Source organism: Paraburkholderia caffeinilytica (assembly GCF_046030355.1).
Taxonomy (GTDB): Bacteria; Pseudomonadota; Gammaproteobacteria; order Burkholderiales; family Burkholderiaceae; genus Paraburkholderia; species Paraburkholderia caffeinilytica_B.
This window is the reverse complement of sequence record NZ_JAQQCQ010000004.1, coordinates 159,761-178,840: the sequence shown is the minus strand read 5'-3', so window position 1 is coordinate 178,840 and position 19,080 is coordinate 159,761. Positions and strand designations below refer to the sequence as shown.

Below are 19,080 nucleotides of genomic sequence, written 5' to 3'. Positions count from 1 at the left end.
GGCACCTATCGGTGGCTATCGCCGGCCAGCAAAACAAGTTGGCGGTAGAGCTGACGGTAAAAATCGAGGCCGGATTAAGACATTCTCGTTCACTATTCAGACTTTTACCGTCTTTGACGGTAAAAGTCTTCTCGGGAAAGCTTGTTTTACGCGGCTTTCCGGGCATCAACAGGTCTCCCGATCCCTGACGGTAAAACCTGACGGTAAAGCCGTCAAGATACCGGAGGAAACCTCGATGCTCACCGACGCTGCACTACGCAATCTCAAGCCTAAGTCCAAGATTTATAAGGCTTCTGACCGGGACGGGATGTACGTGACGGTATCGACTAGCGGTACGATCACCTTCCGCTACGATTACCGTCTCAACGGTCGCCGCGAAACACTGACCCTCGGGCGCTATGGGCCCGACGGTATTTCGCTGGCGATGGCGCGTGAACTGCTCCTGGACGCCCGCAAAGCCGTTCTCAAAGGCACATCGCCTGCGCTTGAAAAGCAGCGCGAGAAACGCCGCGTGACCGACATCAAGACCTTCGGCGCGGCGATGGACACATTTTTGGCTCATGCCCGATGGGCCGACAGCACCCGCGCCGCACGCAAGCACATCATTGACCGGGACATCCTGCCGGTTTTCCGCAATCGCCTGCTGACCGAAATTCAGCCTGACGACCTGCGGACTTTGTGTAGCAAGGTCAAGGAGCGTGGGGCACCGGCTACGGCGGTGCAGATTCGGGACATCGTGAAGCAGGTCTACGTCCACGCCATCGCTCACGGGGAAAAGGTGGACAACCCCGCCGACAGCGTGGGGCCATCCACGATCGCTACCTTCGTGCCGAAGGATCGCGCCTTGTCGCCGCTGGAAATCCGGCTGATGGTGCAGCAGATGGAATCGGTGGCGACCTATCCGACCATCAAGCTGGCGTTGCGCCTGATCCTGCTGACGCTGGTACGCAAGAGCGAATTGATCCAGGCCACGTGGGATGAGGTCGATTTCGAGAACAAGACCTGGACAATTCCTAAGCAGCGGATGAAGGGGCGTAATCCGCATGTGGTCTATCTGTCGCGCCAGGCGCTCGACATTTTCGTGACGCTGCACGCTTGCGCAGCCGGCTCTAGGTTTGTTTTCCCCTCTCGTTACGATGCACACCGGTACATGTCCAATGCAACCTTGAATCGGGTCACAGGACTCGTGGCAGAGGCCGCACAAGCCAAGGGGCTGCCGCTGCAATCGTTCACCGTCCATGACCTGCGCCGTACCGGCTCGACGCTGTTGAACGAAATCGGCTTCAACCGCGACTGGATCGAGAAGTGCCTGGCGCACGAGGAGGGGCGTTCCTCGCGCGCGGTCTACAACAAGGCCGAATACGCTGAACAGCGGCGCCACATGCTGCAGGAGTGGGCCAATCTGGTCGATGCGTGGGGCAGTGGCCAGACCTACGGGCCGAAGCTGATGCCGGAAAACGTGGCTGTGCCGGCGTTGAGCGCGATGGCTTGAGCTTGGCTGACTTGCCTCGATGGCAGAAGTTGACAAAAAGTCAACTTCTGCCTATCCTTTTATCCATGAGCATGGAACGACATGCACGTCATATCCAGAAAGCCGTTCAGCGACGCAGCCAAGGCTTATCCGAACGACGCCGAAGCGATCGACCGCACGTACCGGGTGCTGCGATCCGGCGATTTCGATACGCCGCAGGCATTGCGGCAGGTTTTTCCGTCACTGGACAACTTCAAGTACAAGGACAAGTGGTGGGTGCTGGACATCGGCGGCAACAATCTTCGACTGATTGCCTTCATCGAGTTCCGCGATAACCGTATGTACGTCAAGCACATCACAACCCATGCCGAGTACGACAAGCTTTGCAAACGCTACCGGAAGGAGGGTGACTGAAATGGGATTTGCCGCCATCAAGGAACGCGCCCATGCCTTGTTCGACGAGGCGGGTTTCATTGGCCACATCGCCAGTGAGGACGACTACGCTCAGGCGCTGGCGTTGATGGATGATTTGGTTGAGGACTACGAGGCTAACCGTCCGCTGATTGAGATCCTGGCCCGTTCCATCGAGAACTGGGAAAACGAGTCCGACGAGTTTGCGGCGTTCAACGCGCGCGTAGCTAATCTGGGTGGCGTCGACGTGCTCCGGTTACTAATGGAGCAGCATGGGTTGGGCGTGGCCGACCTGCCGGAGATCGGTAGCAAGTCGCTGGTGTCGAAGATTCTCAATGGCCGGGGCCGCAATCTGACTCGCGACCACATCGCGGCATTGAGCAAGCGGTTCTCGGTCAGCCCGGCTGTTTTCTTCGGATAAGTTGATTCCTGCGCCGGTGCATGAGAGCGGCGCGTCGATCTGGCACATAGGGGACGTGTTGTACGTGGCGCGGGCGGCTTCGCAGATCAACGTGACCGAGGAGGGGGGGCGCTTGCCTCGGCGTCGAAAGGCTGGAAGCTTTGTTTGGATATGAGTCGCTGCCCAGCCTCATTCCTCACTCGAACCCGCCCGAACTGGGCGGGTTTTTCGTAGGCGGACATCCGGCTTTGAGACACCGCGGCGAGGGGCTTGCTTGCGCTGCTCGATCCACGCTTCCACTTCGGCCAGGTCCCACACGACACAGCGCGGCGTCAGGTTGAAGCGGCGCGGGAACTCGCCGCGGCGCTCCATTTCGTAGATCGTCGTTTCGGCCAAAGGGACGATCTGCCGCAGTTCATGGCGGCGGATGGTGCGGCGAAAGGGCAAGACACTACTTCCTGGGAACTGAGGGAAATCGTCGTAGGCGTCCGAACCGGGCAGGGGAACGGATATACATCGCGGCGACTTACCAGCATCGTTTTCTCGGCTGATTCGCTGTAACGGGTTATTCTCCATACTGGCCTCCGAGGATGCTCGGCGCGCAAGGTTTGCTGCCGCACGAAGCAATGGTGGCTTTCATTGGCTATCGTGGAAACTCGCTGAGGCGTAGCCGGGCGTATTAAAGAAAAGGTGCCTGCGTCAGGCTGGAGGGAGCCGGCGCGGTACTGGTGCGGCACGCATGGGGATGCGATGAAGATCAGAAAACTTAAGATCCAGAACTTCAGGGGAATCAAAAGGCTCGAATGGGATCTCCCCAACGTGAAGACCTTCTGCCTGATTGGCAGGGGCGATTCTACGAAAACGACTGTGCTAGAAGCGATCCGCTGCGCCTTCAGCCCGCAGTGGAATCATGCGTTCTACGATTCCGATTTCCACCAGTGCAACACCGACGATTCGATCCAGATTGAAATTGTTATCGGGGATTTGTTGCCCGAGTTTTGCGCGGAGCAGAAGTACGGCGCGCATCTACGCGGCTGGAACAAGGATGCGTTCAAGTTGAACGATGAGCCCGATGACGATGACGAGCACGTTCTCAGTATTCGGCTTGTTGTCGCAAAGGATCTGGAACCGAAGTGGAAGGTCTTTACCGACCGCAATCCCGACGGCGTCGACTTCAAGGCGGCTGATCGCGCTAAGGTCGGCGCTGGCTTGATCGGCACGTACAGCGAGAAACAGCTGACTTGGGCTGCAGGAACGGCGCTCGCGAAGATCACCGAATCTGAAAATCTGAATGAGTCGCTCGTTGAGGCGACACGTGCGGCAAGAAGCTCCCTCGACGGTCAACGGGCACTGGTCTTGAAGAAGTTTGACGCCGCGGCAGCCAAGTCGGAGCAAGTGGCGAAGGGACTTGGTGTTCCAGTCGGACACGAATACAAGGCACACCTCGATCTCAACGCGATCAGCATCAGAATCGGCGGGCTGACTTTGCACGATGGCGACATTCCTCTGCGGCAGTTGGGTCTCGGCTCGAAACGCATGCTGCTGTGTGGTATCCAGCAGGAAGGCTTGGAGGATCAGCACATCACCTTGTTCGATGAAGTCGAGTACGGGCTGGAGCCGCACCGGGTTGCGCGCCTGATCAAGCACATCCGCGACGACCAGAAGGGGCAGTATTTCCTCACGACACATTCTCCTACCGTGCTGCGCGAGTTGACGGTGGAACAGTTGTACGTGCTCCGCAAGGAAGACGCTGGCGTGCGCGTGATTGCGGCAGCAGGCAACGCACTGGAAGGACTGAATATCCAAGGCCATATCCGCTCCAGCGCGGAGGCGTTCCTGTCCCGCAAGGTGGTTGTCTGCGAAGGCGCGACCGAGGTTGGGTTCCTGCGCGGTATGGACGATCTTTGGGCGGCTGCAGGAAAGCTGCCGTTCTCGTACCTGGGGGTGGCACCACTCGATGCGCACGGCGCAAGCAAGGTCAAGAGTCTCGCGACGGGGTTCAAGGCGCTGCACTATGACGTCATGGTCCTCGCCGATGGCGACGCTCAGGACCAGTTCTCCGATAAGGATGCCGCCGACCTGAACGGGAAGGAGGTACCGGTTGTGATGTGGGCCGATAGACTGTCGATCGAGCAGCGGGCGATGGTGGATTTGCCCTGGGAACAGGTGCTGGCGAGCACCAAGCTTGCTAAGGAGCTGGGGTTTCCAGTCCACGATCAGATCAGATCGAAATTGAACATCCAGTTCGACGAGGATATCGGTAAATGGCAGGACACGGCCGAGCTGCGCAAAGCGATCGGCGCTGCCGCGAAATCGTCCAATTGGTTCAAGAACATCGCGTATGGAGAGCAATGGGCGCAGGCTATCTTTCCCGCGTTCGCGGATGCCGCGTTCCTGCAGAAGGAGTTTGCGACCAAGCTGGGGCAGTTCCGCGCATGGGTGGACAATGGATGACGATCTGCCCAAACTCTTGGCGGAGTTTAACGGCAAGGGATATGTAATTGCCCCGGCCGGTTACGGAAAAACTCATCTGATCGCGAGGGCCGTGCAGGCGGCTACCCGTCGCCAGTTGGTGCTCACCCATACCTATGCTGGCGTGAACGCGATCAGGCGGAAGATGCAACTCCTGCGGATTCCGCCGACGCATTATCAGATCGACACCATCGCGAGCTGGGCGCTGCGTACCTGCCTTTACTTCCCGAAGACGTCAAAGTGGAAAAAGGACCACCCAGCTGGAAAGGACTGGGGGAAACTCTACGGAGCCTGCGCCGCGCTGCTGAACAAACCATTCGTGCAGCACATGATCAAGTGCTCATATGGCGGCGTTTACGTCGACGAATATCAAGATTGTTCCGATCAGCAGCATGAACTGGTGGAGTCCTTGGCAAAGTTGCTTTCATGCCGACTGCTCGGTGATCCTATGCAAGCCATCTTCGACTTCGGTGAGCCGCCGATCAATTGGGACGTAGCCGTCTATCCTAACTACCAACTGCTCGGCGAATTGAAGACGCCTTGGCGGTGGAAACTGGCGCAGGCCGATGAGCTCGGGGAGTGGCTGAGTCAGGCTAGGGCGCTTCTGGCCGAGAATCAAAAGATTCCACTCGCCGGGCAATTGCCCAATGGGGTTCGTCATTGCGCTGTCGATTTGAACGACTTTGGCAATAAGAAACGGTTGAGCGTGTTCTACGACCACCTTAAGAATCAGGATTCAGTCATCGCTATCCACGCGGGCGACCAAAAATCAAAAAACAAGACACATAAGCTGGCACAAAGCATGTCCGGCAAGTTTTCCAGCCTGGAGGAGGTCGAAGGCAAGGATCTCTTTCGCTTCATAAAAAAGATCGACAGCGCCAAGTCGGCGGGGGAGCGGCTCCGATCTGTGATCGATTTTTGCAAGACCTGTTGCAACGCGGTGGATGGCGTACTCACAGCGGCAACCAAGAGAGGTCAGGAGGGGAAGGCGACAAAGGCGACGAAATGCCCGGAGATTCTGAACGTGGCGAATCGTTACTTGGCGACGGAATCATTCAAGGACATGGCCATCTTGCTTGATCTTGTCCGCGGCCACCCCGAGGTCACGACCTACCGCCGTGATCTCTTTGGCCGGATGATGGGAGTGTTACGCGCGCACGAGGACAACCCAAGCCTCACGTTTACAGAAGCCGCGAAGCGATACCAGCGTGAGTTTCGCCATTCGGGCCGACCGATTCGTCACAACAAGCTAATTGGGACGACGCTGCTGGTCAAAGGCCTTGAGTACGACCATGCCATCATCCTCGAGGCGGAGTCAATGTCATCGAAACATTTGTATGTGGCGTTGACCCGTGGCGCGAAGTCAATCACCATTGTCACGACGGGTAACGATGTTCCGCGGTAGTGGTCTTTCTTCGATCGGGGAAGACTACTCGATCTCCGGTGATCGCCGAGCATCGTCGGCGTGCAACTGATGTGTACTAGCCCCGACTTGACCTGGCACTCTACGTCCGATGACCGGTATCTTTTACCGCCTTACGAACATCAGTGACAACGCGAACCGGTTCGGTATTCGCTCCTAATTCAGGATAGCCAAGCCTTATGTCAGGCTATCGTTTTTTCGGTCAAATTCTTCTATTATTTTTGAATGTTCATCTAATAGTCTTTGAGAGTGGTGATACTTAATATGTTGTAGATGTTTCTCTAAAGATATTTTCTCTCGAACTGCCGAACTGATTTGCTGAATGCCGCCAGAAAATTTAAATCCTTCTGAAATTAATTTTTCAAGTGAGAATTGATTTTTTTCAGATGCGACATTGTGCGATGCTTCAGGTACGGATTTCATTATTTGTGCGGAACCTTCACTTACAATTGATAGCACTGCCTCTCCGAAAGAGATCGCCTTATCAAAAGAAGGGATGAGACCCTTGTGAACTGCTGAATTTCTTATTTCAGTCATTTTTTGAGACAATAGTTGAGGGTTCTCCTTGAAATGAATTGAATAAAGATAGATATAAGCGCCCAGCTGTCTTTCGGATTGAGAGGAAATATCTTTCCAGATTTTATTCTCTAAAAATGCCGGACATCCGTGCGCTCGCGCTATAGACCGAATTGCGAATTCATAGTAACGCTCAAGGCTTGCAGCAAACGATGTGATGGCTTCTCTGTAATATCCATCCAAGATTGCGAAAACTCCGGTTTCGAACAAGATCTCATGATTCATTAGGTTGATGCCAATCACTGACGAATGGCCAAAATCGCACTTAACCACATACATACCTTCATTGGTTAAATGTACTGGATAGGATGTTAAGCGTCTCCTTGTATTGATAGGGTTGGGTGCATTAGAGGATGATTCATGTTTCTTCTGTTCTTCAAGGCAATCAGGGCAGATCAAGTTGATTTTCATGGCTTTGTGAAGACTTTAATTCATCTGACAGTTTGTGTTGGGTCAAATCTGAGCTTGTACAACTGATGCTTGGCGGCGAACTTGGCTGGCGGGATTCGGCACCCATCATCTAAGGTTGTTTCGCTTTGGCAAACTTCGTAAGGTCGCTTGGCCTCTTTCTTCGGCCAGGAACCTTGACGATCAGGACCAGCCGTGACTGAGACTCACCACTGCGGCGGACGGGGCGCATCTCAAACAAACTCGTTAGATGCGGAGTACCTTCCCGGTTAGGTGTCGCCAAGTCGAGCACCAACAGCACTCCCAATCGGATGCTGACGTTCTGGTAGTCCGTCGTTTGCGCCGAATATGATTTAACGAGCGCGTCAAACGAGCAGTCCGCTTCCTCGCGCTTCACCTCGACAACAAGACGTTCGGGGCCAGATTTCAGGCGTATGTCGGCTCTGCCACTCGCAATGTTTGTCGGTTCAAGATCGCTCCCTGCGGCATAGGTTGCCACCCAGCGAAAAAAATCCTCTTGCAGTTGGTCCTCGTGAGGCAGTGAACCATCGTCGCGCTCGAAGAGGTAAGCGCCGGTTGGATCATTGCCCTTAGTTAATTCCAGGCGATTGAAAATGAAACGGACCAACCAGAGAAGCACTGTGTCGAAAAGGCGTGCCCCGTTCATGTTTGCGCTGTAGTCGGTGTGTCCTCGCGCCTCCTTGTTGCAGCGTTCAATGACATCGACTTCAGCGCCGGTCAGGTTGGCAAGTTGCAAAGACATGGCGTTCGCGACTACGCCGAAGAGGACAGTTCTCTGTTCCTCCGGGATGTTGGACCGGGCGATGATGGCGGCGAGCGAGGTCCGTTCGCTCGCCGCCTCAAAAGGGTTTTCCTGACGACCTGACTCCTCAACGAAAACATCAATCTTTGCAATCAGATCGCGCGCGTCCGTGGCCCATTCATGGGTTGCGTTTTGTTGTAGCCATGTGCGCACTTGATGCGCCTGTCCGGCCTGTGTGGCGAGACTTGCGTGTACTCGAGGTCTGACCATTGCTTCGACACCGCCGTGCTGATCTCGACGCAAGATCGATCGGCCTGCGCTGTACACAGACAGAAGCCCCACTTCAATGACAGCTGCCGGTTCCCACCAGCTAGGTTCGTCAAGTGAGTTGGCCAATCCCGCAACGGCACTGGCCAGCGCGCTCCAGCACGCCGCCTCGGCCTGTCTCGCCCCCAGCCACGGGGGGCCGGAGCCTCCGGACCAAGCGTGCAGTTCGAATGCGTGCTGCTGAACGCGGGCGCTCACGGTACCGAGCGATGCGCTTGCGGCACCGCTGTGGAAGCTGAGGAGCAAGTCAAGGCCATCGAGGTACAAGCTAGCTTCCGGGCGGTGCTCAGACGTTCCGGCGGACTCATCAAACCAGTCTCTGGCTTCCCGGAATGCGGGGGCTGCCGTATTGCTGTCCGCTCTGTCCATGGCTTCAGCAAGAGCCGCCATCCCCAACTCGAACGCTGCTTCTGATCGGACCGCTTCGAGTTGGGCGAGTTTACGCAGAACCTCGACCAGTTCTTTGTCGCGCCAGTGCGAAAAAGCGACGCCGACAATCTTGGCGGCCCGTCGCAGAAATTCCGCATCGTCACCTGGTGCAAGACCAAGGAAGAAGTCCAGTAAGCGAAGCTGCCAGCGCCTGTTGTTGCCGGCCCAGCGAAATGCGCCATCAAGTGCCGCGCTACGCGCCAGGCCAGACAGCGAATGGTCGCCGGTTGCTGCCTTTGCCAGGAAGAGCGTAAAGCAAAGCTCATCTCCATCGTCCGGCAGCGGCCGATGATGTTCGAGGATATCGACCGTCTCAAGGAGTATGAAATCAGTTGTCGCTTCCTCCAATAGATCATGCAGGACGCCTTTGTGTGCATCTCGATCAGCCGCGCTGGCATTGCTCCATCCCAACACAAGCGGCTGGAGCAATTCGGGCATCATGGGCGTACGGCCGAGCGATCGTGCTGCCGGCGCGAGCTTCGTGATTCCGCCAAGATCTTCCAAATGCCAGTTTCGCCCGCTCTTTACGACCTCTACGAGTTCAGCTTCGATCGGATGCATGTCAGTCACCATAGAGAGGCGTTGCCGGCAACCTCACGGCGATTCGCTTCCGGTATGTGATCGGTTATCGCCTTAGATGAGATACCGGCAACAAAAACCTGAAAATGCGGTAGCTTGGTGAAAACGGCCTGAAGCCCTGCAACAAGATGGTCCACGTCGACGGGCGACACCTCCTGGGCAGCGGGCGAATCGATCATGAGCAATCCCGGGTGCCGGCCGATACCCCGCGCTTCAGCAATTTCGATCATCGCGAGAACGGTAGCTACCTTCAATCGCAACTTCTCGCCCTCCGTTACCTTGCCGTAGCTTGTGGGTACTCCGCCTTTGATCAGCGACAGCGTTGCGTTTCCCTTCAGCGATGCTTCCGACAAGTTCTCCATTCCGAAGGCCTTGGCATACTCAACCAAGCGTGCAGAAACATCGGTGAGCAACCCATCACGCACCGCTTTAACCCGAGCCTCCGTTTCTGCCACGACAGCAGACAGAATCTTCAGTTCGCCGCTTCGGTCGTCAGCTTGCGAAGCTGGGCTGATCGAAGCTTCTTCCAGCCGGCCTTCCAGGACCGCCACGGCAACTGCAGCCGCCTGCCGCCGTACTGCGGAATCTAGCTCCTTGGAAGCGGACTCAAGGCGACCTTGTAGGAGATCAATCTTCCTCCTGAGGGCGGTCAATTCACTCTCTGCCTCTTCCTTCTTGGCCGAAGCACGTGTTACTGCAGCTTCGGATGCCGCAACACGTTCCTGCAGATCAACCTTGATCGCCTCGCCGTCTTCGGAGTTTGTGATCGACTCACCGCAAACAGAGCATGAGTGCGTGGAACTCTCAAGCGCCTTCTTCGCCTTGGAAATCGTGTGATCGCACCGAGGACAGCACTTCGGTTCCAGGCGACGGAACACTGCTGTCGCGGACACGGCATCCATGTGCGTCTGGAGGTCTCGCCGTTCCTCCTGGTAGACAGCGGTTAGGTCTCGAAGTGCTGCAACGGCACGTTCCGCATGTTCGGCCATGCCCCGTTCTTGGCGACGAACATCAGCGAGTTCTGTCGTATCAGCACTGATGGCGTTGCGCACTGCCTCATCGCTTGGAATCTTCGCTAGTTCAGCACGCTTTTCTGACAGTTGGGCGCTAATGTCTGCAATGCGCGCGTTAATTGCCTTTTGTCCCTGTTCATTTTTTCGCGCAGAAACTTGAGCAGCTTGCTCAACGAGTTGATGCGCAGTTTTCGCGGCAGCGAGTGTTGAAACCCATGGGACGCCGAGGTACATCTGCATTAGACGCGATGTGAGACCAGTGGCGACGGGCATGTCGCCAAGAAGTACGTCGTAGTTGGTGCCGATGAACATGGCGCCCGAGAAGGCCACCCAACTGTGTGTTACGGACTGCCCCTCGTCTTCTTTCCCCTGTCGCCAGCTCGATATTGGGTCCATCGCGAACGTGCGCATGAAGAAATCCGCCATGACTGCTTCGAACTCGCCATCGGTGGAAAAATCGGCAAGAACAGTTCTTTCGGGCTCGCCTTCGGTAGCAATGGGTGCACGGATACGGCACAGACTTCCGATAGGCTCTCCCTGAGTCTTGGCAACGATCTCGTATTGGTCTGAATCAAGGAGGAAACCCAGCCGCACGGCATGGACCCATCGCCGCACATCGTCTTGCAGGTTGTTTGACGGTCTTCCTCTTATCATCCATCGAACAATCTCGATGATGGATGATTTGCCCCGTAGGTTGTGCTCGGAGAGCATGGCCCACAGGCCGTGATCAAGGGCCGACCATGAAAACGTGAAAGCACCGGCGTTCGCGACGCCGTCCTTCTCACCAGAAAACTCGATCTCTCGCAGGACAAGCCTGCGCGGCTGGGCGAGTACAGGCGATGGTTGAATTCGGTGAGCGGAAAGGGCTCCCTCAACTGCAAAAATCTCCGCTTCTGCCCTCGTGGCGATCGCTTGTAGCCATTCTTCTTTGGGCTGCGCCATTATTTTCCCCATCGCTAGTTGGATTGCAGCTGCGTTAGGCGAAGTCGCACATCTTCGGTGATGGCCGGAATGATCCCGCCTAGCTTGGTCTCCGCGTAGCTCGCGCGCTGATACTGTTTTTGCTTCAAAGCGGTCCCGCCCATGGTGCCGGCAACCTTCGCTACCAACTCGGCCCTGTCCGCGTACCACTGAAGGATTGGTTCTTGCAACACCGCGGCAGAGCAAGTGTCATAGCCGGTCTTCGTGAGAACGAAGTCTGTCTCCAGGACCTTGTTGTTAGTCCCCTTGATGCCGGTGATGAGGATGAGATCGCGGGACCTTAGCAGCGATAAAGCATCGTCCAAGCGCTCGTAGGCGCCAAAGAAGTACCGCACCATGGGAACGCGGCGAAGGTCGGGTTCGTCGTTGTGCAATATTGCGTGCGCTGCGTCGTAGTAGCTCTTGTCCTTTGTATCTACGAACAAATCAAGCAACTCAGCCGCAAGATAGTCTGGGTTTCTCATCCAGAAGTCGAACGCTTGTAGGCGTGCTTCTCCTTTGAAGACGAGAGCATGCTCAGCCGTCGGCGGTTCGACAGGACTACCTCCTGCTCTCAAGACGAACAGAATGCGTAAGGCGTCGCGATGGGGTGACCGAACCGTCATGCCGTTTTGCCTTTTCTCGAAATCGGTGTTGTTGCCGGCCAAAGCCCATGAGCCCGCAGCAGACGTGCTGTGGTGATGCCATCCATGAAAACGATCTGGCAGGGGGCGACAAAACTGCGTGCGAGCGCAAACGCCTCTGCCTGCTTACGGACGGCAGCGCCGATAGCATGGCAATGCTGCACGACGTAGATATGAGCCGGAATGTTGAACAGGCGATAGAGTTGGTCGCCATTCTTTCCGAGATCGGTTGGCTTCATTGGGTGAAAGCGCGACGGTCCGTTGAGCAAGAATGCCCCTGTGTGGCGGCGGCCATCAACAATCAAGTTGGCCGATAGCACATCGCTTTCCTCTCCACCCCAATCGCTGGGCACCGAATGCTCGCGAAGCAGGCTACATATCAGTTCCTTTATAGCCTGTTCTGGGATCATGGTCATGCGCTTGAACTCGGCATCGGAGGGGAACCAGGCTTCATCCATTCCGGCGAACTGCTTGATTTCTTCAGGGCGCAGTTCGAGTGTTGGTACGAATGGAGAGGGCATCGCGTGACTGCTTGCGACCAGGTCCCCCACGACGTAAGGCACGGCGCGGATGGTGGTGTCGTCGATCTCGGCGATGTAGCCGAACGCGAACAGGCGCGTTGAGCCAGACATGCGGGTGTACGCAGTGTCATTCACCAGCCCGTTTTTGGAAAACTCAAACACCAGCTTCCGGCCGGAAAGCGGTTCATCGAGCTTTTCTGTGAGACTCAAAGCAGGGGTCTTGTTGGCAGCCGCGAAGCCCTTGCCGGTGACGTGGCCGTTATAGATGAACGAAACTCCTTCCTTCAATTTGCCTTCGAAGGCCAACTGCGGCAACGTCGTTACCCGACCTGCAGTGATCGTTTGTAGCAGATAGGAGCCGACAACATTCGAGAGGATTGCTGCCGACATCTGAATGTCGTGGCCCTGAAGCGCTGCCATTACATGCGCGGGAAGGTGCTGGGGGTTCATTAGCCCCAGCACGCGATCACGACTTAGGTAGAACGCCGTTAGCTTCGCTGCAATCGGTATCGTCTCCATTCCTTCTCGCGCCGCAATGTTGTTCATTTCTGGAGGGCTTTTGTTTCTACTGCGTGCGGGCAGTCACATGAAGGATGAGCCCTGCATGGCGCTGCAAATGGCTGATGACGGCGAACAAGTTGCGCGCCTGTGGGTTACCGGTCGGGCCGAACATGCGGATCAAGCTCTTGGGCGACGCCCCGGTCTCCGCGCCAAGCCGTTCGAAGCCTACCGTTGCCTTGATGTAGTCGCGCAAAATCGCCTTGCCGCTATCTACGTCGCCGGCCAGCATGGTCTCGATGCCTTCCTTGAGCAGTGCATCCCTGAACTTCGGATCGGCCTGGACACGCGCCAGAATCGTTTCCTTGAAATATCGCGTCAGTGCCATAGTGTTGCCGACTGGATCTGCATCAGAAATGTATTGCCATACTAGGTAGCATTTATGTTACCACCATGCGAATGAGGAATGGCTCAAGTCTGCGACTCAGCGCAATTTTCAATTCCCATCAGTGCCGTCAGCGCTGCTACGTCGCTTGGAATTCTGCATTTTCCGGGGCTGTCACTCAGTTGCTTCTTATTCTGGCGGTCAGCACAATAGATGGTGGAGGAACAAGCTAGGGCACTCCCAGCGAGAGGAAATCAGCGCAGCCTCCGGTACAGATGCGCCGAATTTCTCTGCGTGTTCAGACAATCCGGACGGCGCGAATTCGGTGAGGCAGACACATCGCATGCAAGATGCGTGTTACTCGCGGCCATGAACCGTCTGCACGGGGGGTGCTTTCAGTCGATTTGCTCAGAGACCATGAGAAGTCCCAGATCACGTATCGCGGTCCAGAGCTGGCAGCCCATTTCAATTACCATCGGCTCGGCTACGCATGCTCAAGTTCTAGCAGATATGACCGGTACGCATACTCAATCAAATCACGTATCAGTTCGAGCAGACCACTCCATGGTAGTCCGTCGAAGGGATCGCCGTGCGCAAGTGAATTGCGAAATCCGGCCAGTGTGATGGGTTTGGCCATGCCGTTCTTCTTTGCCGCGTTGCGCGAGGCTTTGCTTTCATAAAGCAGAGAAACAACGGAACCGCCATATAACTTCGTGAAGGCAAGCGACTCGTCCGTGAGTCCATCCTTTTCGACCATGTGTTCGAGCAATTTAGCAAGCGATGGGGCACGGTCGCCGTGGTTTTGCTTATTAGGTTTCCGCATGTCCTGCTGGGTGAAGAACCCTCCATAGCGATCCTTCAGCGCCAGCTCCAGCGCCGTCAGGGCAACCAGTTCCCCCGCTTTCACGAGGCCAGAGTCGATCCACGCGAGGAGATAGAGTTTTTGGGCGCGATGAAACTTACTCTCCACGATTTCCGGTATAGCGGGATGTAGCTGGCGCGCTTCGAGAAATGTCTGCCATTCGTCAAAATGGCAGAAAGGGAGGAGGGCGCCGGGGTTGCCCGGTACGGGCCAGGGCATGAGAAAAGCGTTATCCTGCCGATCGGCGTCGAACAGTGAGATGTTGAGCGAGGCTGATCTATCCATCGAAGTGGTGCAGCCTGATGGTTTTGGTTCGCATCTCGTTTCCCGAAGATCTAACGATATGAATCTCCAACTGGTACTTCATTGCCCTTGCTAGAGATCGCCCCACAACACCGTCAAAGCTCGCGGAGCATCCACGCCTAACGCGATGAGTCGATCATGTTTAGTGAGCCGCTCGCTCTCCGAACGGCAGGCGACATGCCAACGGGCGGCGGTAATGCTGGGGACATTCAGTAGTGTCTGGATGTAGGGGCGATCCACTTCGGACAAGGAGTGCCCCAGCACATGCACGGTTTCGATTGCGTTGAGCTGATCGAAAAAAGCTTGATGCTCGCAGATCAATTTCTCGGAAGGCTTGAACGTTTGGGCGAAGTAGTCGTCCAGGATGTCATGTGCCTCCATCAGCCGTGTGTCGATGTCCTCGATATCGGGCCGTTCATTGAGGGATCGGCGTTGTGCCGGATTCCACGCATGCCCGAGGATCAACTCGCTGTCCGACAGCTTGGCTTCGCCGTGAATGTGCAACACACGTATGTCGGGCACAGCGTAGAGGTCTTCAAGCGTTGATGTGTAGTTGAAGGTCAGGAAAGCCCCATTTGCGTCGATGCTTTTCAGGCGTTTTGATGCTGTGCTGGGCGTTGGGATCGTCAAGGTGCGTATCCACTCGCCGAACCGCGTTCTGAGCTCGATCGAAAGACGTTGCACGACCTGGTCGACCTCGTATTGGAAATCGTGGTGGCCGGAGTCACTCCAGTCCTCATCGCCATAGGACGACATGAAATGGCCAAGATCATCGATGATGCTGTCAACATCGATGTCGGCCAATGCGGATTCAAGATCGCTCCAGTCTTCATTGGCCGGAAGATAGCTGACAACGGCATCGAAAATATGTCGGTCGCGGCGTTTCACGTACTCCTTGAACTGCGAGTAGCTTGAAGGAATCCCGTGCCATAGGTCGAAGCCGTTGCCAATGACATAGAGTTTGGTCGGGTGCATTGGCTGGCTACTTCTTTTTGTTTTTTTTGCTCTTCTTGACGATTCGCTGGAACTGAATGGCAGCGAGCGCCGCGGACACTTTTAGCGAATCCTCATATTCCGGGAAGTTGGAAACCGTGTCGCAGAAGTAGTTGTGGTATGCGGCGAGCCACGAGAACTTGGAAAAGACCGCAGGGGCCGCGGCATAGGCGTTCAGTGCCGACTCAATCTGTTGCTTATGCACGCGAAGAGCGTCTGCATCAAGGTAGTCTTGATCGTCTCCTTCAATAATGCATTCCGTCAGATAATTCAGGAAATAGCGGCCGTCCGGGCCTTTCAAAACATCCCGGACTTGGGGAGCCGCTTCCCCGGAGTAGTAGCCGATGTGCATGTCCACCAGCTTCATGGTGTTGTCGCACAGCACGACGATGGGATTAACGGCGACTTTGCTTTCAAGGTCATGAGCCTTCAGCAACGCCATGCCATACACGCTGTTCTCATCCATGAACAACTGGTCAACTGCCAGTCCACCGCGGATGAAGAAGCCTTTCAGCGCCATCTGGAACTGGTATTCGTTGATGGACCAAAGGATGAATCCGAACTCGGATTCCATGTCGGTGCTGAACCGAGGGTGGGCCAGCACTACGTTATCGGTGAACGATTTGAAATAGAGCATCGACGCGTCGGTGCTCTCCTTGAGCTGCGCAATGCTCGCGGCGAGAATTTGATGAAAGCTCTCCAGCAGCGCGTCTGCGCTGCCGTCCTTGAAGCTTTCTCGAATCCGCTCCGAGAATCCTAGGACATCAAGAAAAGCGCAGTAAGACAAACGGTGTGCCGGCTTGCCCGCCGAGAAGTAGTCGGACTTCTCGGTCTGCTTATGAGTGGCTTTCGTCATCGAAAGAAAGAGTCTCTGTGAAGTTTGCGGATCGCTGCGAATTTATGTTGTCTTTTACCACGGAACTCCGGCATGGCTCTCGGCATGCCAGAGCATTTCTGCGGATAGGTGGCGGTCCGTGGATCTCAGGACGTCAACGCCACGCGCGCTCTTCCTGTAAAACGAGTTCTCGCATCGATGGCACATCGATTGACCTGGCCGACGAACGGCGCGCCGCCACTTTCTCGGGACTGCGCTGGGTCTGAATTATCGTGCTTGCATTGGCGTTGCACGCCAGTTGAAAATCGAGTTCGTTCGCCCGTGCAAACAACACCCCTTTTCGAGAGTCATCGATCAGCATAAAGCGTATGGGATTCAAGCGAAGAAGCTCACGCCAGCGTCTATCTATCGAAATGAAATGGGGAACGAAAAACGATCCCAAGCGGGACAAGGTCGCCGTTTGCTCCAACAACCGGAGATGCGTCATATCCCACGCCATTCCTTGAATATCCTGCAGCATCGTCTTGGCGCGGCCCGTGATCGGCCCAAAGAACGGTGCAACCACTTTGCTGTTGATGCCGCTCCAGATGAGGCTCAGCTCAGTGACGGGAAGGAAACCCAGGTGGGATAGGCTGAAATCAAGCAGTTCGCCAAGAATGCGCTGCGGAACGGGTTTGCGCTCATGCCATAGCGTGGCGAAGCGAAGCAGGAGTGCTTGGATGCCGAGGCTCTTTGCCTCGTGGTGCATCACTAATGCGTTGGTCATCGCCTCGGCAAGAAAGGCCTCGGCATCCGGGCGAAGATGCGCTTTAAGGGACTCTGCGGAACGGCCGAAGTCGAAGTGGTCCGGGTCTTCGCGGAAGGCGGCCCAGTTCAGATGATCAAGCATACGGAACGCGATCAACGTGTTCAGCGGCCGCCTGTTTTCCTCGTTGTCGCGGGCCAACCGAAGGTTTTCATGCAGAAAGGGCAGGACATCGAACTGCACCCTGGCATTGTTTGCCTTAAGCATGAGGACTTCAAGCACTCGGGCGCGGTCGATCGGCTGGATGCTCTCGCCACTGAGCGTCGCTCTTAGCTTTTCCGCGAAATTGGAGTCAAAGCTCAACGAGTAATCAAGTGGCACTGTCGTCTGACCGCCAGTCAGGCGTGCCTGAACGCTGACGTGTCGAGACATGAAAAATGCGCGGGGTCCCTCGAAGACCGGCGTGACATAGATGCTCGATGCCAGCCCGAGCCCAAGGTCGAGCGGCACGGCGCCGGGATGCTCCGTGCTGATGAGGGCGCGAAGATCCACGCATTCATGGGCACGGTGAGTCTGGATATCACGCAGGGCGTCCTGGTCGGCGGTAATCAGGGCTTGGAACAGTGCGTCGAGTACCGGTGGTGTGGTCATAGGGAGTCTTCGAGACGGTTCACGATAATCGCCACCAGCTCAGCGGCTTCGGGTGCGCGGATCGTATGGGGTGTATGAGAGCGAGGGCGAATGATGCCGGCCAGTTCATTCGGGCTGACGAAGGCGTAGCTATCCCTCGGGCGGTGGCCAATCAATTCCGAGATCTCTGTCTTCAGGCTCATCAGCGTGGAATTGCAGTGATTACAGATCTGGGGGGCGCCTGTCCAGGCGCCACGCCCGTGATTGGTGCTGATGTGAAAGCTGACCTTGCCCTCGTCGCCCATATAGAGAACTTCCTGCTTGGTGCGGCGGCACACCGGACATGTCCAATCGTCGGCGAGCTGCTCCCAGCGGCGGGCACGATCTTCGTCCGATAGCAGCATGGCAAGAAAGTTTGCCGGAAGTGGGCGACCCTGTTTGGGTTCAGTCGTGCGCCAGCGGGTGAGATTTCGCGGTGCCGCCTTTTGCTGCGGACCGAGTGCCTTGTATAGGGATTCGGTCGATATCCATCGCAAAATGGTGGTATCACCCGTTCGGTGTCCGTTACCGAGGGTGGGGACGGGCTGCATCTTGCGATCGTAGGGCTCGTACCAATGGTTGTCGGTGGCGGCGGCGCGCGCAACGGTACGAATCAGTTTCATACGCAGCTCATAGGCGGGCCTGGCTTCCTCCCATCGCTGGTGCGCTGCGCTGGCGTCAACATCGTGAGGACGATGCGCCGAGCTTTGGATGAACGAGCGGATCTGCCCGATCGAGAAGGAGAAGAATGACGGTGCTTCAACCAGCTTCTTGGCCTCCGTGTCGGCGTTGTTACAGTCTTCGCAGATCAGGACTTCCTCATAGGCAGCAAAAGCACTGCCGATACGTTCCACCAGTCGCTTGCCCTCGATCTGCGCATCCAGGGTGCCGGCTTCGGCAAAGGCTGCGTGGAAAGCCGCTTTGAGTGCTTCGCCCATGTGGTCATGGTGGACGACGAGCTTGGCCAGAATCTGGCTCTTCTTGCCCACCCGTGAGATATGGAATTTCGAGCGCCCACAGCATGGGCATATCCATGCCTGGGACGAGCCTATCCAATGCGCATTCATCTCGAAGTCGGTGAGTCGATGGTGCGCTTTGATGGCCGTTGACAATGGCGAATCGACGCCATCGATGCTGGTGATTTCGCCTTCGCTGACTGATTTGGCCAGCATGACGATGGCCTCTTCTCTCAACGTCAGCATCGTCTGATAGTCAATGGGTTCGTGCTGGGCGGACCATTGTGCGAATCCGCTCGAATAGAAGAATGAATCGTCACTCATGTTTTTTGTTTGCGTTAGTCAGCTATCGGCACCGGTTGTCGAACACTGCCGTGATCCGCGGCGATCGTCGAGCGGCGCCAAGTGGTTCGAGAGTATCCGACTATGGGCGATCT

17 protein-coding genes are annotated in these 19,080 nt (G+C 56.1%); 5 read left to right on the top strand and 12 right to left on the bottom strand.

Features of this window, described 5'->3' with window-relative positions; genetic code table 11:
• The first annotated feature begins 235 nt into the window (after nucleotides 1-235).
• The 3 genes from PQQ95_RS07770 (at nucleotide 236) to PQQ95_RS07760 (ending at nucleotide 2,303) form a co-directional block, all read left to right on the top strand.
• Nucleotides 236-1,492 (top strand): tyrosine-type recombinase/integrase, encoded by a 1,257-nt coding sequence (locus PQQ95_RS07770; protein ID WP_408436574.1) that lies wholly within the window; start codon nucleotides 236-238, stop codon nucleotides 1,490-1,492.
• A gap of 81 nt (nucleotides 1,493-1,573) precedes the next feature.
• The gene (locus PQQ95_RS07765; RefSeq protein WP_013698487.1) at nucleotides 1,574-1,885 is read left to right on the top strand and encodes a type II toxin-antitoxin system HigB family toxin; all 312 of its coding nucleotides are present in this window, start codon (nucleotides 1,574-1,576) and stop codon (nucleotides 1,883-1,885) included.
• Between the two features lies 1 nt (nucleotide 1,886).
• On the top strand, nucleotides 1,887-2,303 hold the full coding sequence (locus PQQ95_RS07760) for a helix-turn-helix domain-containing protein (protein WP_408436570.1): 417 nt from the start codon (nucleotides 1,887-1,889) through the stop codon (nucleotides 2,301-2,303).
• 168 nt (nucleotides 2,304-2,471) lie between these two features.
• Here the strand turns inward: PQQ95_RS07760 and PQQ95_RS07755 are convergent, their stop codons facing one another.
• A complete protein-coding gene (locus tag PQQ95_RS07755; RefSeq protein ID WP_408436567.1) occupies nucleotides 2,472-2,858 on the bottom strand; it encodes a helix-turn-helix transcriptional regulator in 387 nt (128 codons plus the stop codon).
• Between the two features lie 174 nt (nucleotides 2,859-3,032).
• Between PQQ95_RS07755 and PQQ95_RS07750 the strand changes: the two genes are divergently transcribed.
• Both PQQ95_RS07750 and PQQ95_RS07745 read left to right on the top strand, forming a co-directional pair.
• On the top strand, nucleotides 3,033-4,736 hold the full coding sequence (locus PQQ95_RS07750; RefSeq protein WP_408436564.1) for an ATP-dependent nuclease: 1,704 nt from the start codon (nucleotides 3,033-3,035) through the stop codon (nucleotides 4,734-4,736).
• The gene (locus PQQ95_RS07745) at nucleotides 4,729-6,159 is read left to right on the top strand and encodes a UvrD-helicase domain-containing protein (protein WP_408436561.1); all 1,431 of its coding nucleotides are present in this window, start codon (nucleotides 4,729-4,731) and stop codon (nucleotides 6,157-6,159) included. Before PQQ95_RS07750 ends, PQQ95_RS07745 begins: the two co-directional genes overlap by 8 nt.
• A 195-nt stretch (nucleotides 6,160-6,354) precedes the next feature.
• Here the strand turns inward: PQQ95_RS07745 and PQQ95_RS07740 are convergent, their stop codons facing one another.
• The 11 genes from PQQ95_RS07740 to PQQ95_RS07690 all read right to left on the bottom strand — a co-directional run bounded on the left by PQQ95_RS07740 (nucleotide 6,355) and on the right by PQQ95_RS07690 (nucleotide 18,967).
• The gene (locus tag PQQ95_RS07740) at nucleotides 6,355-7,164 is read right to left on the bottom strand and encodes a hypothetical protein (RefSeq protein ID WP_408436558.1); all 810 of its coding nucleotides are present in this window, start codon (nucleotides 7,162-7,164) and stop codon (nucleotides 6,355-6,357) included.
• A gap of 109 nt (nucleotides 7,165-7,273) precedes the next feature.
• Nucleotides 7,274-9,241, bottom strand: coding sequence for a hypothetical protein (locus PQQ95_RS07735; RefSeq protein WP_408436555.1), 1,968 nt, complete (start codon nucleotides 9,239-9,241; stop codon nucleotides 7,274-7,276).
• A 5-nt stretch (nucleotides 9,242-9,246) separates the two neighbouring features.
• Nucleotides 9,247-11,214 carry a large ATP-binding protein gene (locus PQQ95_RS07730; RefSeq protein ID WP_408436552.1) on the bottom strand — a complete coding sequence of 656 codons (1,968 nt, stop codon included), beginning with the start codon at nucleotides 11,212-11,214 and terminating at the stop codon, nucleotides 9,247-9,249.
• Nucleotides 11,215-11,228: 14 nt separating this feature from the next.
• Nucleotides 11,229-11,858: a hypothetical protein gene (locus tag PQQ95_RS07725; protein WP_408436549.1), complete on the bottom strand. Its 630-nt coding sequence runs from the start codon at nucleotides 11,856-11,858 to the stop codon at nucleotides 11,229-11,231.
• Nucleotides 11,855-12,943: a methyltransferase gene (locus tag PQQ95_RS07720; RefSeq protein ID WP_408436546.1), complete on the bottom strand. Its 1,089-nt coding sequence runs from the start codon at nucleotides 12,941-12,943 to the stop codon at nucleotides 11,855-11,857. The genes PQQ95_RS07725 and PQQ95_RS07720 overlap by 4 nt, the downstream gene beginning before the upstream one ends.
• A 19-nt stretch (nucleotides 12,944-12,962) precedes the next feature.
• Nucleotides 12,963-13,283, bottom strand: coding sequence for a helix-turn-helix domain-containing transcriptional regulator (locus PQQ95_RS07715; RefSeq protein ID WP_027806963.1), 321 nt, complete (start codon nucleotides 13,281-13,283; stop codon nucleotides 12,963-12,965).
• A gap of 481 nt (nucleotides 13,284-13,764) precedes the next feature.
• Entirely contained in the window at nucleotides 13,765-14,427 is a 663-nt protein-coding gene (locus tag PQQ95_RS07710; RefSeq protein ID WP_408436543.1) for a hypothetical protein, read from the bottom strand.
• Nucleotides 14,428-14,517: 90 nt separating this feature from the next.
• Nucleotides 14,518-15,420: a bacteriophage abortive infection AbiH family protein gene (locus PQQ95_RS07705; RefSeq protein ID WP_408436540.1), complete on the bottom strand. Its 903-nt coding sequence runs from the start codon at nucleotides 15,418-15,420 to the stop codon at nucleotides 14,518-14,520.
• A gap of 7 nt (nucleotides 15,421-15,427) precedes the next feature.
• Entirely contained in the window at nucleotides 15,428-16,294 is an 867-nt protein-coding gene (locus tag PQQ95_RS07700; protein WP_408436537.1) for a hypothetical protein, read from the bottom strand.
• Nucleotides 16,295-16,427: 133 nt separating this feature from the next.
• Nucleotides 16,428-17,669, bottom strand: a complete 1,242-nt coding sequence (locus PQQ95_RS07695) for a hypothetical protein (RefSeq protein WP_408436534.1) — start codon at nucleotides 17,667-17,669, stop codon at nucleotides 16,428-16,430.
• A complete protein-coding gene (locus PQQ95_RS07690) occupies nucleotides 17,666-18,967 on the bottom strand; it encodes a hypothetical protein (protein WP_408436531.1) in 1,302 nt (433 codons plus the stop codon). The genes PQQ95_RS07695 and PQQ95_RS07690 overlap by 4 nt, the downstream gene beginning before the upstream one ends.
• Nucleotides 18,968-19,080 lie beyond the last annotated feature (113 nt).

Coding starts and splice junctions, on each gene's coding strand:
- PQQ95_RS07770 (WP_408436574.1), top strand. CDS start 236: ATGCTCACCGACGCTGCACTACGCAATCTCAAGCCTAAGTCCAAGATT.
- PQQ95_RS07765 (WP_013698487.1), top strand. CDS start 1,574: ATGCACGTCATATCCAGAAAGCCGTTCAGCGACGCAGCCAAGGCTTAT.
- PQQ95_RS07760 (WP_408436570.1), top strand. CDS start 1,887: ATGGGATTTGCCGCCATCAAGGAACGCGCCCATGCCTTGTTCGACGAG.
- PQQ95_RS07755 (WP_408436567.1), bottom strand. CDS start 2,858: ATGGAGAATAACCCGTTACAGCGAATCAGCCGAGAAAACGATGCTGGT.
- PQQ95_RS07750 (WP_408436564.1), top strand. CDS start 3,033: ATGAAGATCAGAAAACTTAAGATCCAGAACTTCAGGGGAATCAAAAGG.
- PQQ95_RS07745 (WP_408436561.1), top strand. CDS start 4,729: ATGGATGACGATCTGCCCAAACTCTTGGCGGAGTTTAACGGCAAGGGA.
- PQQ95_RS07740 (WP_408436558.1), bottom strand. CDS start 7,164: ATGAAAATCAACTTGATCTGCCCTGATTGCCTTGAAGAACAGAAGAAA.
- PQQ95_RS07735 (WP_408436555.1), bottom strand. CDS start 9,241: ATGCATCCGATCGAAGCTGAACTCGTAGAGGTCGTAAAGAGCGGGCGA.
- PQQ95_RS07730 (WP_408436552.1), bottom strand. CDS start 11,214: ATGGCGCAGCCCAAAGAAGAATGGCTACAAGCGATCGCCACGAGGGCA.
- PQQ95_RS07725 (WP_408436549.1), bottom strand. CDS start 11,858: ATGACGGTTCGGTCACCCCATCGCGACGCCTTACGCATTCTGTTCGTC.
- PQQ95_RS07720 (WP_408436546.1), bottom strand. CDS start 12,943: ATGAACAACATTGCGGCGCGAGAAGGAATGGAGACGATACCGATTGCA.
- PQQ95_RS07715 (WP_027806963.1), bottom strand. CDS start 13,283: ATGGCACTGACGCGATATTTCAAGGAAACGATTCTGGCGCGTGTCCAG.
- PQQ95_RS07710 (WP_408436543.1), bottom strand. CDS start 14,427: ATGGATAGATCAGCCTCGCTCAACATCTCACTGTTCGACGCCGATCGG.
- PQQ95_RS07705 (WP_408436540.1), bottom strand. CDS start 15,420: ATGCACCCGACCAAACTCTATGTCATTGGCAACGGCTTCGACCTATGG.
- PQQ95_RS07700 (WP_408436537.1), bottom strand. CDS start 16,294: ATGACGAAAGCCACTCATAAGCAGACCGAGAAGTCCGACTACTTCTCG.
- PQQ95_RS07695 (WP_408436534.1), bottom strand. CDS start 17,669: ATGACCACACCACCGGTACTCGACGCACTGTTCCAAGCCCTGATTACC.
- PQQ95_RS07690 (WP_408436531.1), bottom strand. CDS start 18,967: ATGAGTGACGATTCATTCTTCTATTCGAGCGGATTCGCACAATGGTCC.